Source organism: Hydrogenovibrio sp. JE_KL2 (assembly GCF_009296185.1).
Lineage (GTDB): Bacteria > Pseudomonadota > Gammaproteobacteria > Thiomicrospirales > Thiomicrospiraceae > Hydrogenovibrio.
Genome location: NZ_WBJR01000005.1, coordinates 88,329 through 103,850, shown reverse-complemented (window position 1 = coordinate 103,850; position 15,522 = coordinate 88,329). Strand labels below are relative to the sequence as shown.

The window sequence follows — 15,522 nt, the reverse complement described above, 5'->3', positions numbered from 1 at the left end:
GAATTTTCTTATCGCAACCTCTTATATTCTCTTTATTTTTAGCTGTATAATTCGTCGCCTTTTGCCGGAGTCTGAAGATATTCTGGTTCTTCATTATTCCCAAACAGATACAATTGACTTTGACCGCTCGTCTGTCGTATGTTTTTCACATCGACGACCATCCAGTTTTGAGGGATTTCCCATGAAGATTGCCATTTTATCTCGCGAACCCGAGCTTTACTCCACACAGCGACTTGTCAAAGCCGCAGAAGAACGTGGACATGAAGTGGAGGTCATCGACGCCCTTCGTTGTTACATGAACATCACCTCCAACAATCCGCATATCCACTACCAAGGACGCGTGTTGGACGATTTTGATGCGGTGATTCCACGTATCGGCGCTTCCATCACTTTCTATGGGACAGCAATACTGCGCCAGTTTGAAATGATGGGGGTTTATCCCTTGAACGAATCCGTTGCCATCGCCCGTTCCCGCGATAAGCTACGCAGTCTGCAATTGCTTTCCAGAAAAGGCATCGGCTTGCCAGTCACCGGCTTTGCCCACTCACCGGATGATGTTGATGACCTGTTGCAGGAAGTCGGCGGCGCACCAGTGGTGGTGAAGCTGTTAGAAGGTACGCAAGGGGTCGGCGTGGTGCTGGCGGAAACCCATTCTGCAGCGCAAAGTGTTATTCAGGCATTCCATGGTTTGAAAGCCAACATTCTGGTACAGGAATTCATCTCTGAAGCCAAGGGCGCGGACATCCGTTGTTTCGTAGTCGGCGGAAAAGTCATTGCCGCCATGAAGCGCCAAGGAAAAGAGGGCGAATTCCGCTCCAACCTTCACCAAGGCGGTTCGGCGACGCTGGTTCGCATCACGCCGGAAGAAAGAGCCACAGCCATTCGCGCCGCAAAAGTCATGGGCTTGAATGTCTGTGGTGTGGACTTGCTTCGCTCCAATCATGGCCCATTGGTAATGGAAGTCAATTCTTCTCCGGGGTTGGAAGGTATCGAAACCTCTTCCGGAAAAGATGTCGCCAGTATTATCATTCAATTTATTGAAAAGAACGCCAAGCCTCACAACACTCGAACCAAAGGCAAGGGTTAATCGTAACGATAGCATCGTAAGAGGTTTAACGACCGTCATGCAAAAGAACAACCCGATTACGCTGGGCGGCATCACCGTCCAGCCAGGCGAGCGCAAAACCATCGACTTGGTGGTCGGAAAACTTTATACCCACAGTGAGCTCACTATGCCGGTGCAAGTGCTCTGCGGACGACAGTCCGGACCGGTACTATTTATCAGTGCCGCAATTCATGGCGACGAACTGAATGGCGTGGAAATCATCCGGCGCCTGCTTAAGGTCAAATCGCTCAATCGCCTCAAAGGCACGCTGATTGCCGTGCCAATCGTCAATTTGCACGGCTTCATCCATCACAGTCGCTATTTGCCCGACAGACGGGATTTAAACCGTAGTTTTCCCGGCTCGGAAAAAGGCTCGGTGGCTTCGCGGATGGCACACTTGTTTTTAAAAGAAGTGGTGGCACAATCGACCCATGGCATTGACCTGCACACCGGTGCCATCAACCGCACAAACCTACCTCAAATTCGCGCCACACTGGATGATGAGGAAACTTATGCGCTGGCACAAGCCTTTGGTGCCCCCTTGATGATCAACAGCGATCTGCGCAAAGGGTCGTTGCGCGCCGCCGCGGTGAAAAACAATATTCCTCTACTGCTGTATGAAGCAGGAGAAGCATTGCGATTCGATGAGGTTTCGATTCGTGCCGGTGTACGCGGCATCATCAATGTGATGCGCGAACTCAACATGATTGCCAAATCACGAAAACCACCTTCGACCCGTAGTGCAGTGGTAGCACGTTCCAGCTTCTGGATGCGCGCGCCACACAGCGGCATCTTCCGTTCGGTGGTAGCGGATGGCAAGCGCGTCATCGCCAACCAAACACTAATGGGCGTGATTTCCGATCCCTTCGGCGAATCGGAAATTGAAATTTACGCACCGAACAACGGCATCGTCATCGGACAAATGCGACTCCCGCTGGTGAATGAGGGAGAAGCCTTGTACCATATTGCTAAGTTTGCGCGCAGTGATATTGCTGCCGAGATCGTCGATGAATTTACCGAAGAAATCGCCGACGAACAACCCTATGCCGACGATTTTCCGGTGATTTAACCCAAAAAGAACAACAAGAAAAACAACCAGAAAGAGCAGGACAAGAACCATGACACTGACAATGACGCTTTCCGATCTTCCCTATACCAAAATCCTGTTAAGTGCCTTTGTGATCATTGGCTTGGCAGTCACTAACTGGACAATAGGAAAAATCCTGTTCACTCTCGGTAAAAGTAAAAAAGTGCCGAATCTTCGCGTGGCGCATGTGCGCAAATATTTTCGTATTATTGCGGCGTTTGTTGCCATATTGTTGCTGCTCACCATCTGGGGTGTGGATTACCGCGGGCTGTGGGTTTTCGCCTCGTCGATCTTGGCGGTTCTGGGGGTGGCATTGGTAGCGCAATGGTCGATTTTGTCGAACATCACCGCAGGAGTCATTCTGTTTTTCGCTTTACCGGTTCGTATCGGCGATGAAGTGGAAATCATTGATGGTGCCAACAGTCTGAAAGGCGTCATCATCGAAATCAATATCTTCCAAGTCCTGCTGAGAGACAGTGACGGCAATTTGTTGACTTACCCGAACAGCCTGATTTTACAGCGCCCGATCCGCAAAATCGCTTCAGAACCTCTCGCGGAAAAAGGCGCTCTCAGAACCTCTATGGCGAAAATCCAAAACCGCCTGCAACAACGCAAAGACCGATAGTCACCTACCCAACCTGGCAGATTTTTACCCTCTGCTAGGTGTAGCTAAAGCACTTCTTCGCCGTAATATTTACGGTAATAACGAATGACGAACATTTTGACAAAGTCGTTGAACACAAACCAAACCGCAGCATAAGCCCAAACTGCCAACGCCCATTCCCAACCGATAGGCGCCATCAGATCAAACCCATAAACCGCCAGCACCGTACCGAACACCGCACTGGCAAAACTCGCCAAGAAAAGTTGTTTGGAAGGTCTGGGTTGTTTGTAGAACCAGTCGTCAAGACGCGTGTTGAAAATCGTGCCATGCCCCGCGACCACTAGCTTTAAGAAGAACAGCGTCTGTATAAATTCCAGCGTCAAATGCATTTGCGTCATGGTAATCCAGAGCAGCATGAACGATGACAACACCCCTGCCATCCCCATCCAGAAAGAAAGTACCAACACCTCTTTCATATCCCAGCGCACCGGCTGCGTCCGTACCTTGGTGTTGTCGTAGGCAATGGTCAGGATCGGAATATCGTTGAGCAACGCCAGCATGATAATCATCAAGGCGGTAATCGGGTAGAACTGGAACACCACAATCGCCAACGTCATGAAAATGATGACACGAATGGTTTCGGCGATACGGTAGATGGTATAGCTCTTCATTCGCTCGAAAGTAACGCGTGCCTGCATAATGGCATCGTTAATAACGCCAATCCCCGGTGCGGTAAGGATAATGTCTGCTGCCGCTCGCGCCGCATCGGTGGCATTCGGAACGGCAATCCCACAGTCGGCTTTTTTCAAGGCGGGGGCATCGTTAACGCCATCGCCGGTCATACCGACAATATGATTGGCTTTCTGCAAGGTGTCGACGATTTTGTACTTATCTTCAGGAATGACTTCGGCAAAGATGTCCACCCGCTCAATCATTTCCAAAATGCTGGATTCATGCGTGTGAAGTAGTTCTTTATCCAGTTGCGAGGTATCGAACTCCTGCTGCAAATCTGCCATAACCTGCTCGGCAAACGCTTCGGATGCCTGCTTGTCCGCCAAAGGCGTCAAACGATGATAAATGGCTTCGGTCAGGGTCGTCAGCAAGTTTCTCAGCGTATCTTCGGTCGCACCCGTCAACTGCCTGGCACGAATCGACTGTTTGGGAAAGCCTAGAATGGCACCTGTTTCGCGCGCAATGGCAAGATTGTCGCCAGTCACCATTTTAGGGTGAACACCATGCGCCCGCATGCTTTGCAAGACCTCTTCCGAGTCGTCTCGCGGTGGATCATATAGCGGAATCAACCCAAGAAATTGCCAGCCTTCGTCCTGCTTTAAGGTTTCCATGTCCGTATGAATGGCGGTTTTGGCAACCGCCAGTGTGCGATAACCTTTCATCGCCAGCTCATCAATTGTCTGGTTGATTTTCGCTTGATCGGCGTCATCCAAACCACACATTTCCAATAGAATCTGTGCCGCGCCCTTGGAGACTTTTTGATAACCGTCTCCCGTGCGAACCATGGCTTCCGTACGTTTACGAACCGGATCGAATGGGATGAAATTCACCTGCTCGAATTGCGCCAAATCGACTTGAGAAAACTCTGACGAGAGATAGTCGAATATCGGCACTTCGATAGCATCATTATTTTCCCTTTTCGACGCCAAGGCCGCGGTTAAAAACAATGACTCTTCGGGGATTTCCTTGTAAGTGATGGGTTGTACCACCGACATTTTGTTTTGGGTCAGAGTGCCCGTCTTATCGAGACAGAAAACATCGACCCCTGCCAACTCTTCTATTGCGACCAACCGACTGACGATTGCTTGCTTACGCGCCAGATTCATCGCCCCAACCGCCAAGGTCACAGACAACACTGCCGGCAAGGCAACCGGAATCGCCGCCACCGTGAGCACCAGTGCGAAGCGCACCACTTCGAGCATGTTTTCGTGATTTAAAAAGGCGGAAACCAAGATGATGATAATCATCAAAACGGTAATGCCGATTAGGAAGTTGCCGACTTTGATAACCATTTTCTGGAAGTGGCTGACCTCATGCATTTGCGCATTGGCAACCAGAGCAACCACATTATAGAAATTGGTGTGATTCGCCGTGTTCACCACAACGGCAAGCATTTCGCCCTGTTTAACAACCGTATTGGAATAGGCGATTTCTCCGACCTTTTTCGCAACAGGTAGCGACTCTCCGGTAAGCGTCGACTGATCGACAGAAATGAAATCCCCATCGATGAGTTGTACATCCGCTGGCACCACATCACCGATTTTCAGCTTGATGATGTCGCCCGGCACCAGCTCCTTGAACAATATCTGTTTGAACTGACCATCGCGTCGGGTCATGATTTTGTTTTCAAGGCGTTGCTTGAGCGCACTGATGGCGTTCATCGCTCGATATTCCTGGAAGAAATCAATCATGGCGTTGACGAACAGCAGAATGGTGATGATGGTGAAATCTTCCCACTTCTGGACGATGGCGGACATCAATGCCGCGGCTTCAATCATCCAGGGAATCGGCCCCCAAAAACGCTTTAGAAAGCGTTTATAGGCACTCTCGGTTTTTTCTTGAATGGCATTGTAGCCGTAGGTTTGCAACCGCTTGGCGGCTTCCTCTTCAGACAAGCCTGTTTTCAGCGAGGTCTCTAATTCTTGGAGGGTTTGAACAAAATCTTGTGACTCGTAATCATTGGTCGATTTCATGATATGCCGCCTTTACTGAAAACTATCATCCAGATACGCCTAGGGAAACTCTGATTGAATGAGAAGCTCCTTAGCCAACCGCGTCAGACTAATACTACCGCAAAACTTGTAAGGAAATGAAGGGGAAAAGTGAATAGAAAGTGGAACTTACTTTTGACTGCCCCGGTTCAATTCGAGGCAGAAAGAGCGGCAAGCCAGCATGATGACAAGCTTGCCGTATGGGTTATCCGTCGTGGATTATGGGTTAAAAATCATCCCACTCGTCATCTGCAGATTTCGTCGGTTTGGACGGCAAAACTGGCTCGGAAGTTTTCGCCGGCGCGGCAAGTGTCGCTACCTTGGCTGGTGCAGCTGGCGGTGCTGACGCATGAACCTGCTTAACTGCCGAGCCGGAAGCTTTCGCAACACTCCCGGTTTTGAAATAAGACATATCCTTGGTCAGCACCTCTGCTTGATCGCTCATGCTTTCTGCCGCAGCAGTGGTTTCTTCCACCAATGCCGCATTTTGCTGAGTCACCTGGTCAATCTGACTGATGGCTTGATGCACCTGACTAACCCCATTTGCCTGCTCTTCAGACGCCTTGGCTATCTGCTCAACCATTTTGGCAACCGAATCAATCGACTCGTTAATCACATTCAAGACTTCACCAGACTGAGAAGCCAGCTCGGTACCTTGGTTGATACGCTCAACGCTCTCTTCAATCAAATTTTTAATATCTTTTGCCGCTTCCGCCGACTTTTGCGCCAAAGAACGGACTTCACCGGCAACTACGGCAAAGCCACGGCCATGCTCGCCGGCTCTGGCCGCTTCAACGGCAGCATTGAGCGCCAAGAGGTTAGTTTGGAAGGCAATTCCGTCAATCAAGGCCACAATATCTGCAATTTTATGACTCGATTCCTGAATCATTTGCATGGCATCGATGGTTTGATGCATGACTTCCGTTCCGTGGGACGATTTCTCTTGCACCTCATTCGCCAACTTAGCCGCTTCTTGTGCATTTTCGGTATTCGCTTGCACCGCTGAATTCATCTCATCCATCGTCGCGGAAGTTTCTTCCAAAGCGGCCGCCTGCTCCTGCACTCGCTGACTCAGATCTGTTGCCCCTTGAGACACTTCAGATGCTGCGGTACTGACAATACCCGCTACTTGCACAGCTTGCCCGACAATACCACTCAATTTCGCTACTGACTGATTCATGGCGTTCGATAGGGTTTTCAAATCCCCTCTGAAATCGCCCTGACAATTCTGCGTCAAGTCACCTTCGGCCTGTGCAAGTACCACTTTGGCGATAATATCCATTGCTTGCTTCAGACGCGTCATCGAGTCATTAATGACATTTTTCATCTGCAACAACTCGCCTCTGGCTTCTACTTCAACTTGATGATTAAATTGCCCTTCATTCATCGCCGACATCACTCGGCTGATATCAGAAATAACTGAGTTGATTGCATTCATCGACTTGTCAACCATTTCACGGAAGGCGGCCTCCACTCTGTTATCCATGCGTACGGAGAAGTCTCCTTCATACAGGCCTTCCATTACATTCTTCAACTCAGACATGGTGAAAGCAACACTTTCTGCACTGGCGTTTACCCCCTCTTTCAGCACCGCCAAATCGCCTTTGAAATCGGCCTGCACCCTTTGTGCGAAATCACCTTTCGCGATCGCTTGCACCACATGATTGGCTTCGGAGATGGCGGTCTGCGTGTTCGCCAGCATGTCATTGACAGAGTGCGCCATTTGACCGATTTCATCTTGGCGGCTTTCATCGGCACGAATTGAGAAATCTCCCGTTTTGGTGATTTCCGTCAAGCGCGATTCAATAGAATGTAAGCCTCTTGATACTGAACGCGGAATTAATGTCGCAATAATAATAGAAATCAGCGCAATCAAACCGGAAACCAATAGCGTCATGGTAATCAGACTTTCATTCAGGTCTTGGATATAAGGCCCAGTTGTATCTTGCTCTTTTTTGATCTCCAACTTGATGTTCTCGGAAACCTCTGAGATATGCGCGCCAATTTTGTTGAGCTGATTATTTGAAATGTCATTTCTTTTTTCTACAATTTCAAATAACTGATGAATCCCCTGCTGATATTCTGTCGCTAACTGATGGAGTTGTTCAATATCCTGGCGGGTTTTCTGTGTTTTAAGATAAGGAATGAAATCATCCAAGTGATTGCCCATTTTTTTAAATTCGGCTTCCGCTTGATCTACATTTTCTTTTTTGTTGTGTTGAATGACTTTGACGGTCGCCAAACGTGCCGCTAATAGGTTCGAAAGTGTTCTTGTCCCCACAGCAACGGCTTCAGGTCCTTGGTCTTTAACCCCATTCACTACTTCCTTGATTAAGCGGGTCATGATGGGCCCATTTTTATCTAAGTTGGATTCTATAATTTCGCGACGCTGCCCCATCAGACTTTTGATTTCATCAACACCGGATTTGTACTTGGAAAGTTCATCATCAATAACATCAACTTCTTTCGCTCGGTGTGGTTTGACAATCTGCTTCTGCGCTAACTGGACATACTCACGGGTTTTTGAATAGCGCTTTTCAAATTCCTGCATCGCCTCATCGGATTCACTATCAAGATATTTCAGCACGCCAATACGCATTTCCAGCATATTGGCTTGAATGCGTGCGGCTAAAACAGAGTTTTTGGCGATAGCACGATACTCTTTAAAGCCATCGGTTGATTCACCAACCTTACTGACGTTAAACAATGAAAGTGCGATAATCAAAATAGTTAATAAACTGAAACTTCCAATCAACCTGCCTTTTATCGTTTTAAACATCTGTTTCTCCGTTTTTTATACTCAATTAATTTCCTGCAATCCTTTTGCAACCCCTCTGTTAGGTCAATTAAACATCCTGTCTAACTGAATCAGTATAAAAGACTACTTAGTAAAATTCATTAGATTTAAGCCAAAAAGAATTTATACGCTATCAACGTTTGCTTGAAAAATTAACCCTATGATTAGCAGTTGCGATCAATAACCTGAGTAAAAACAGGGGATTACTCGGGATTTAAGCCAACTTTTACATAGAGTCCGGTCAATATTAATGAATAGATTGTGACTTAATAATGATGAAAGAATGGCGGCCTGCCGTGCTAAACAGAACACGACAAACCCTTAGGTATGTAGAGAGAAGGTTTTAACGTTCGATTTGGATAAGAGGCGTGTTTTCTTTGTAAACTGTCGTGCCTGTGGGGGCGTCGATTTTCTTGATGCGGCCACTTACTGGCGCCTTGATAACGAAGTATCTAGCCCAAGCTTGATAATATGCCAAATCGGCTTTGGCTTTCTCAAAGGTTTGATTGGCTAAGTCATAGGCTAACTGAGCAGCATCACGCTCACGCGTTGCCGTTACCGTACGGTCATACAAATCCAACGCCTGATCCAAATTGATTTTCTGGTCCGCCAGCTTCAATTTTGCCATTTGCAGAGAAGCTTCCATTGAACGTAATTTTGCCTGATAGCGCGTGTCGTCTATCTTCATCAGCAGCTGCCCTTTTTTGACATGCTGACCTTCCTTGACATGAACCTCAATCACCTGCCCGGCGACCAAAGCACCGATTTTAACGGTCTGAGCCTGTGCCGAAAACGTAAACCCTGCCCAAATAAAGGCGGACCAGGTCAAGATTTTCAATAATGGATGGTTAAACACTTTCATAGAAAGATCCTTTGTTCATTTGCCCATTTGAGCTGTCTGATTCTTAACGGTATTTGTCGAGGTCTACAGGTTTCCCTGTCAGATAATCCAGTTTCGCCCAGTCCAACGTATATTGGAAAGTCGTCATAATGTTTTGATAACTGGCTTCCGACAAACGTACCATGGAGTCACCCAAGTCGGTCTTGGCTTCGTTTTCGTAAAGCCCTCGGCTATAGTCCAAATACAAATCTGCATAATTTGAGAATGCCGCATTCTGTTTGCGCTGTGCTTTATTGAGTTGCAGTTTGAAGTAGACTTCCGCCACTTGGTCACGCAAGGACTGCTCCATCGCCTTCAACTCGGCTTGTGCCTGCTGAACTTTGGCTCTGGCCTCACTCATTTTGGCTGACTGGCTACCACTATCGTACAAAGGATAGTCCATGCTCAAATCAAAACGCCAGCGCCCCTCTCTTTTATATTCATAGGTCGACAATTTCCCGCCCCAAGCATCAACTCGGAAACTGGGTTTGTCATCGGCATCCTGACTTTCCAACTGGTAATTCGCCGCCTTCAGTTTAAGCTGCATACTTTTTAGCTGAAGATTGTTTTCCAACGCTTCTTTTTGGTATTCCTCAAGTGGCTTCAAAGAACGTTTCAACAAGCCTTTCAAGTCAGGAAACGTCAATTTATCCGGCAGGTTTTGAGGTTGCCCGACCAGGTTGGCGAGACTGGTACGCGTTTGTCTTTGGTCAAACTCGGCTTTCATACGTTTGACATAAGACTTTTCATAGTTTGCTTCAAGGCGGCTGAATTCAACATCAGAAATTTGCCCCAACTCATGGCGGTCACGCGCTTTGTCCATGGTGACATAAACCGTCGCCATATCCTCATTATCAACGCGATACTGATAGTCCGCCAGAATGACATTGAAAAAGCTTTGCATCAATCGCAGTTGGAATTGAATGCTTTGATCTTGAAGCAACTCGGATTCGGCATCAGATAAATTGAGTTGAGAAGCCTGCGCAGCCTCTGTTTTACCGAAATCATAGAGTTGTTTACCAACATGCAACGCCAAAAGATGGTTGTCTTCGGTATGGTCTGCATACTCGCGCCAACCAAGTCTACCCATTAAATCCAGCTCGACGCCATCATCTGCTTTTTGTTGTTGGTATTTGGCAAAGGCTTCCTGCTGCTTAGCCTTGCTTAACAATACTTGAGGACTGACGCTATGCGGGAGTTCAACGACACTTTCCAATGTCAGCGGTTCCGGCAAGGTAGTTTGAGATTGCACCGAGACTGGCTTGGCATCCGCCTGCTGAGATGATGCAGCAGGCGCTTGCGGAGGTGGCGTAGTAGCCTCTGCCGCCATGACGCTTGTCGTCATGCCGACAGACATTGCCAAACAAAACAGAGATGGCTTTAACTTTAGATAATCGGCCGCAAGAATGTTTTGATAGAAACCCATAATTATCCCCAAATTAAGGTGCAATAGGCTTCATATGCTCTCTTTTATAACGGGTGAATTTCGTGGTTTTGTAAGCGCCATCGACAATGAATTTCCCCATCAACATAAACTCTTGTTTGGTACGGGTTGGCCCTGTGTATCGCAAAATTCGTTTCCCTTTAAGGTCAACGAACATCAACACAGGCGTTGCTCTGACACGGTATTTTTTCTCGGAAAGTTCTTGCGCCGTCCCAGTGGTACCATCAAAGTCGGTCATTTCGTTTGACCCTTCGATATCAATAGAGAAGTTCAGGAAATGTTTTTTATAGTAGGCAATGACGTCTGGTTGGTTCAGGATGGTATTTTCCATGCGGTGACAAAACGGACAATCATTCATTTGGAAAAATAAGAAGATACCCTGTTTACCGGATTCTTTGGCGTTATCCAACTCTTCTTGCAGGTTACCGAAAGTCTCGTCGAAAAAATCGGCGGCTTGGACGTAAGTCGGAGATAAAACCAACAATAAACCACTGAGTACAAACAGCTTACGTACGGAAACTTTTAACCACTTTGTCATATCTCCACCTTTGTCAATTATGTGCCAACGTAACGTAGTCTACGTTACGTTTTATAGGAATATGCTCAAACAGCAAACTCCATAAAACCTTGTTTTCATGGACGAAGCGGTGATTCAAACGACTCCCTTCATTCAACACCTAGGTGGCAAGTTTACAACGAGACGACCCTTTTTTTCAAACTCTTTTCTAACGCTTGTTAGTTATTTTCACACTAGCAAGCATTCTTTAGCCAAGTAACCAGCGCCGCCGTCTAAACACAAACAGGGTTGTTAAAAATTTTTTAGCGGCTTGCTTGCTTTTGAAGGCTTAGAGCCGCAGAACTCAGCCATGCCGCAACCAGACCTGCGAGCATCCCAAATGCAACCGGATAGACTTCTGACATCCAATCAAAATAAGAAAACAGAACAAATACGGTAATGCCGGACAAAATCATCAATATTGCCTGATTCTGCGTTACCCGCTTATCAAGTGACAGCCAGATAATCAATGGACCGAAGGCTGAACCGAGTAGTCCCCAAGCATCCAACACCATTTTGAACACGGTTTGATTGTTGGAAATGGCAATCAAAACCGCCACTGTCAGGATAGTAAAGGTCGCAAACTTAGTGAAATACAAACTTTGCGTGGGCTTCCGGGTCAAGTCACGTGTTAAGGCTGCCGAGCAGGAAAGCACCAATGAATCGACGGTAGACATGGTTGCGGCAAACAACGCCGCCAGTATCAACCCGGCAAAAACCTTAGGCATCAACTCGGTAGCCAACGTCGGCAAAGCGGTTTCTGCATCAAAGCCTGCGGTCACGGGAATCAGTAGGCGGCTTAGCAGCCCAACCAGAACCGTTAAACTGTAAAAAGTGACGAACCAGGCATAGTAGTATGCCTGCATCTCACCCGGTGTGCGTTCCGGGTGTAACGTCATAAACCTTATGACGATTTGCGGTTGTCCGATCACCCCCATACCGCCGAAAATCCAGCCGATGACAAACAAAATGGCTGCCGTGGATGTCATATCCGATGGCAGCCAGTTCATATAATGAGGCGCGGCATTGACCAGTTGTTGCCACACGCTTTGCTCAGAAGACATCAGCGCCAGGATACCGAATACCGCCAAGGAGGCCATGCCGAACAGCATCACGATTGACTGAGCGACATCTGTCCATATCGATGCCCGCAATCCGCCCATCAAACTGTAGACGAAAATAATCATCGCCGCGAGATAGATACCGGTTTCAGGAGACCAGCCGAGCAGTACCTGAGTGGCTTTCGTGCCGGCTTTTAATTGCGCGGCGGCATACACCACCAGAAATACCAACGTCAGAATACCGATTAATTGACGAAGCCGAAAAGCCTGCGCCAATGAGGTTTTACCCGCAGACTCCCTTACCAACCAGTGTACGATGAGGCCACCAAAAGAATGTACACTATCTGCCTGAGCGTGACGCTGAATCTGTTTCACTGCCAGTTTCTGGGCGATGAAATCCCCAAAAATCCAACCGACCATCAACCACATGGATGACAAGCCCATGGTATAGGTTGCACCGATCATTCCGATAAACATGAACCCGCTATTGTTGGTGGCGATAGCCGATAGCCCGACCAAAGCGGGAGAAACACTTTTACCCGCCACCAAATAATCCGAGGTGGTTTTATGGGAGAAAAAATAGCTGGAAACCCCTATCAGGAAAAACAGCAACAGAAAGCCAAGAAAAGTCATCAGAATCATTTAATGAACCATCCGATTAGGTGTTTTCCCTGTAGATATTTCATCAAACGACCCCTTTTCGTTTCAACAACTCTTGGAATTCAGGGTTTTCCGCCAGACCTTCGAAAACAGGATCTTTCAACACTTGATCGACCATGCCTTCCGTGTCTTTTAAAGACAGCTCCAAATTGACGATGGCATCATGCGGTTGGTTCAGCAACGCATAAGCCCCTGCCAATTGATAAAACGCATGAGAGTTGTCTGGATCGATTTCCAATGCTTGCTGGCAGAGGTTGATTGCCCATTGCGGTTCATTCATCTCCAGCACCACATCGGCTTTGTAGGTCAAGGCTTCGGCATTGTCGCGATCTAAGCGTAGAATCTGATCATACAAATCCAGACGTCTGGTCGGTACTTGCTCCTGTGCCGCTTTCAACCAGAGACTGTGAATATCTTCATAACGCGTGAGACGTTTCTGGGCGCTCTGAATACCAACGGATTTATGATTCAATTCTTCTTCAAGTTTTGCCAACCGTTGCTCATATTCGGAAATCACTTTATTCACCTTGGTGTCGGCAAAATTATGAACACGCTCTTTAACATCCTTCAGGGAGGTCCACCCCACCAATAACAACACGGAACTGATTCCGGCAATCAGGTAAAAGAAGTAGGTAACGGTATCGGTGGCATAGGACACGGCACGATTGGTCGCGGTCAACTCCCGATCGGTCACTTGCTTGGTCATACTGACCTGCAAGTGATTCATATCTATACGCAACTGCTTGAGATCATCCAAGACATAGCGTTCGATAAACGGCGTATATAAAGGCGCCTTGAGCTTATCGACGGCTTGCTTCATCTTGGCTTCCTGAGACGCCTCTGGCTTAGCGGCGGTATCCGCGGCAAACACGGGTTGAGCCATCAGCAACAAAGCGAGTACCCCCCCAACCTGGCAGATTTTCTTTAGGGTACTTCGAATAACCCCCGATGAGATTCTGCGGGGCTTAAAGGTGACTTCTTCTAGGCGTGCGTCGCCGACCTTAGTCATTCTAAGGTCAAGGCGCACAACACCGAAGAAGTGGCGTTTAAGCACCCCCCGTAGGGGCTTAGTCAAATTTGGCATTGCCAGAATCCATCGTGGGTTATTAGAGGTACCCTTTAGTGTTCCCATATCGCTTTTCCATGGTTATGAACTTCGATTAGGCTGGCGTGCAGGCGTTTAACCGCGCGTTCGTAATCTTGTTCCTTGACGAAAAACTGCATTTCCACCTGTCTGAGGTTTTGATGCAACGCTTGAATATTGATACCCGCCTCAAATAGCGTCTGTACTGCTTGCGCCAACAGTCCCTTGATGCGCATATCACTCCCCATTGCCGACACCAATGAGACTTTGCTGGTGGAAATCTTGGCGGTCGGTAAACGTGCTTCCAATTGCCCGGCAAGTCGTTTGGCTTTGCGCAAAGATGCTTGCAGATACAGGGTGATGGTGTTGGCGTTGAAATCTTTGGTCAGCACCTGGCACCTGAGGCGTTTGGTGATTTCCCAAATGGCTTGCTCATAGTCGGTCTGCTGCCCCATCATTTCGGCGTCAAAGACCTCTACCGCAATCAGGTTCTGCCTACCGGCGATAATCTCAACCTGTGGGAACTTGCTCACGTAGTCTTCGCGAATAATGGTGCCGTGGTGCTCCGGCTCGAAGGTGTTTTTAATCAACAAAGGAATCTGCGCTTGTCGCAACCCTTTTGCCGCTTTGGGGTGAATCGCTTCCATGCCGAGGTTCGCCAACTGGTCGGCGATGTCATAGTTGGTTTTGCCGATTGGAACCGCTTGCTCTTCTCCCACCAAACGCGGGTCGGCACTACTCAAGTGATATTCCTTATGAATGACCGCTTGCGTCGCCTGACACAACACCGCAATGCGACTAAACGTCATTTCGCTGTAGCCGCGGTCAAAGGTGTTCATCAAATCCTCTTCGCAGTGGGCATAGCCCGTCACAATCGGCAGCACTTCGTCATAATTAAGGTGGCACAGCTTGTTGTGAATCACTTCATCCAATGGCAGTTTTTCATCGTCCTGCCAACCGGTTAAATCAATCCACACCGCATTGACACCTTCCGCTTTCAAAAGCTGTGTCAGATTCCACGCACTGTGCGCTTCACCGATACTTGCCAAGAGTTCACGTACCGTCAGCAAATGGTCTTCCAACGAGAAATGCCCATGGTGACAAAGGTTCTGCAAGTGCATCAACAACTTCTCGGTGTGATCGATACGCTCGGAGATAAAGCAGTTTGCTGCCGCTTTCATGTCGTCCGTGGTAAACAGCTCTTCGTTGAACTGTTGCATCTTTGCCGATAGGTCTCGCAAAGCTTCGCGCCAGGAGTGCTCTGAACCATCATCACTCTCGTCATTGTGCGCAAACAACCCGTAAACACCCGGTTGCCCGGTTTTCTTGTGCTCCAACAAATCGTTGGTCATGCCGCCATAGGCGGACACGACCAGAATACGTCGATACGGGCTTTGCGGATAGAAAACGATATTGTCCCTAACCGCTTGATAGTCGCTCATGGAGGTTCCGCCGATTTTCTCGACGCTCAATGTTCTATCAACAGGTTTTCCCTGCTCATTCTTATGCTGCATGGCGATA

11 protein-coding genes are annotated in these 15,522 nt (G+C 48.0%); 3 read left to right on the top strand and 8 right to left on the bottom strand.

Annotated elements, in window-relative coordinates; genetic code table 11:
• The first annotated feature begins 181 nt into the window (after positions 1-181).
• From rimK to F8R13_RS09425, 3 genes are read left to right on the top strand one after another with little or no spacing between them, the layout of a single operon-like run.
• Positions 182-1,087, top strand: a complete 906-nt coding sequence (gene rimK, locus F8R13_RS09435) for a 30S ribosomal protein S6--L-glutamate ligase (RefSeq protein ID WP_152833942.1) — start codon at positions 182-184, stop codon at positions 1,085-1,087.
• A gap of 37 nt (positions 1,088-1,124) precedes the next feature.
• Entirely contained in the window at positions 1,125-2,174 is a 1,050-nt protein-coding gene (locus F8R13_RS09430; RefSeq protein ID WP_152833940.1) for a succinylglutamate desuccinylase/aspartoacylase family protein, read from the top strand.
• Positions 2,175-2,223: 49 nt separating this feature from the next.
• Entirely contained in the window at positions 2,224-2,817 is a 594-nt protein-coding gene (locus tag F8R13_RS09425) for a mechanosensitive ion channel domain-containing protein (RefSeq protein ID WP_253806419.1), read from the top strand.
• 44 nt (positions 2,818-2,861) lie between these two features.
• Here F8R13_RS09425 and F8R13_RS09420 read toward each other — a convergent pair whose 3' ends face one another.
• From F8R13_RS09420 to F8R13_RS09385, 8 genes are all read right to left on the bottom strand, one after another.
• Entirely contained in the window at positions 2,862-5,501 is a 2,640-nt protein-coding gene (locus F8R13_RS09420) for a plasma-membrane proton-efflux P-type ATPase (RefSeq protein ID WP_152833938.1), read from the bottom strand.
• Between the two features lie 244 nt (positions 5,502-5,745).
• The gene (locus F8R13_RS09415) at positions 5,746-8,298 is read right to left on the bottom strand and encodes a methyl-accepting chemotaxis protein (RefSeq protein ID WP_172967750.1); all 2,553 of its coding nucleotides are present in this window, start codon (positions 8,296-8,298) and stop codon (positions 5,746-5,748) included.
• Between the two features lie 361 nt (positions 8,299-8,659).
• Positions 8,660-9,178 carry an efflux RND transporter periplasmic adaptor subunit gene (locus F8R13_RS09410; RefSeq protein ID WP_152833936.1) on the bottom strand — a complete coding sequence of 173 codons (519 nt, stop codon included), beginning with the start codon at positions 9,176-9,178 and terminating at the stop codon, positions 8,660-8,662.
• A gap of 43 nt (positions 9,179-9,221) precedes the next feature.
• Positions 9,222-10,622 carry a TolC family protein gene (locus F8R13_RS09405; protein WP_253806418.1) on the bottom strand — a complete coding sequence of 467 codons (1,401 nt, stop codon included), beginning with the start codon at positions 10,620-10,622 and terminating at the stop codon, positions 9,222-9,224.
• 13 nt (positions 10,623-10,635) lie between these two features.
• A complete protein-coding gene (locus tag F8R13_RS09400; protein ID WP_152833934.1) occupies positions 10,636-11,178 on the bottom strand; it encodes a thioredoxin family protein in 543 nt (180 codons plus the stop codon).
• Between the two features lie 281 nt (positions 11,179-11,459).
• Complete coding sequence (locus F8R13_RS09395) at positions 11,460-12,899, bottom strand: sodium/proline symporter (RefSeq protein ID WP_152833932.1); 1,440 nt, start codon at positions 12,897-12,899, stop codon at positions 11,460-11,462.
• Positions 12,900-12,942: 43 nt separating this feature from the next.
• Positions 12,943-14,049 (bottom strand): tetratricopeptide repeat protein, encoded by a 1,107-nt coding sequence (locus F8R13_RS09390; protein ID WP_253806417.1) that lies wholly within the window; start codon positions 14,047-14,049, stop codon positions 12,943-12,945.
• Positions 14,037-15,515 carry an aspartate kinase gene (locus F8R13_RS09385; RefSeq protein ID WP_152833930.1) on the bottom strand — a complete coding sequence of 493 codons (1,479 nt, stop codon included), beginning with the start codon at positions 15,513-15,515 and terminating at the stop codon, positions 14,037-14,039. Before F8R13_RS09385 ends, F8R13_RS09390 begins: the two co-directional genes overlap by 13 nt.
• Between the last annotated feature and the right edge of the window lie 7 nt (positions 15,516-15,522).

Coding starts and splice junctions, on each gene's coding strand:
- F8R13_RS09425 (WP_253806419.1), top strand. CDS start 2,224: ATGACACTGACAATGACGCTTTCCGATCTTCCCTATACCAAAATCCTG.
- F8R13_RS09385 (WP_152833930.1), bottom strand. CDS start 15,515: ATGCAGCATAAGAATGAGCAGGGAAAACCTGTTGATAGAACATTGAGC.
- F8R13_RS09410 (WP_152833936.1), bottom strand. CDS start 9,178: ATGAAAGTGTTTAACCATCCATTATTGAAAATCTTGACCTGGTCCGCC.
- rimK (WP_152833942.1), top strand. CDS start 182: ATGAAGATTGCCATTTTATCTCGCGAACCCGAGCTTTACTCCACACAG.
- F8R13_RS09415 (WP_172967750.1), bottom strand. CDS start 8,298: ATGTTTAAAACGATAAAAGGCAGGTTGATTGGAAGTTTCAGTTTATTA.
- F8R13_RS09405 (WP_253806418.1), bottom strand. CDS start 10,622: ATGGGTTTCTATCAAAACATTCTTGCGGCCGATTATCTAAAGTTAAAG.
- F8R13_RS09400 (WP_152833934.1), bottom strand. CDS start 11,178: ATGACAAAGTGGTTAAAAGTTTCCGTACGTAAGCTGTTTGTACTCAGT.
- F8R13_RS09420 (WP_152833938.1), bottom strand. CDS start 5,501: ATGAAATCGACCAATGATTACGAGTCACAAGATTTTGTTCAAACCCTC.
- F8R13_RS09395 (WP_152833932.1), bottom strand. CDS start 12,899: ATGATTCTGATGACTTTTCTTGGCTTTCTGTTGCTGTTTTTCCTGATA.
- F8R13_RS09430 (WP_152833940.1), top strand. CDS start 1,125: ATGCAAAAGAACAACCCGATTACGCTGGGCGGCATCACCGTCCAGCCA.
- F8R13_RS09390 (WP_253806417.1), bottom strand. CDS start 14,049: ATGGGAACACTAAAGGGTACCTCTAATAACCCACGATGGATTCTGGCA.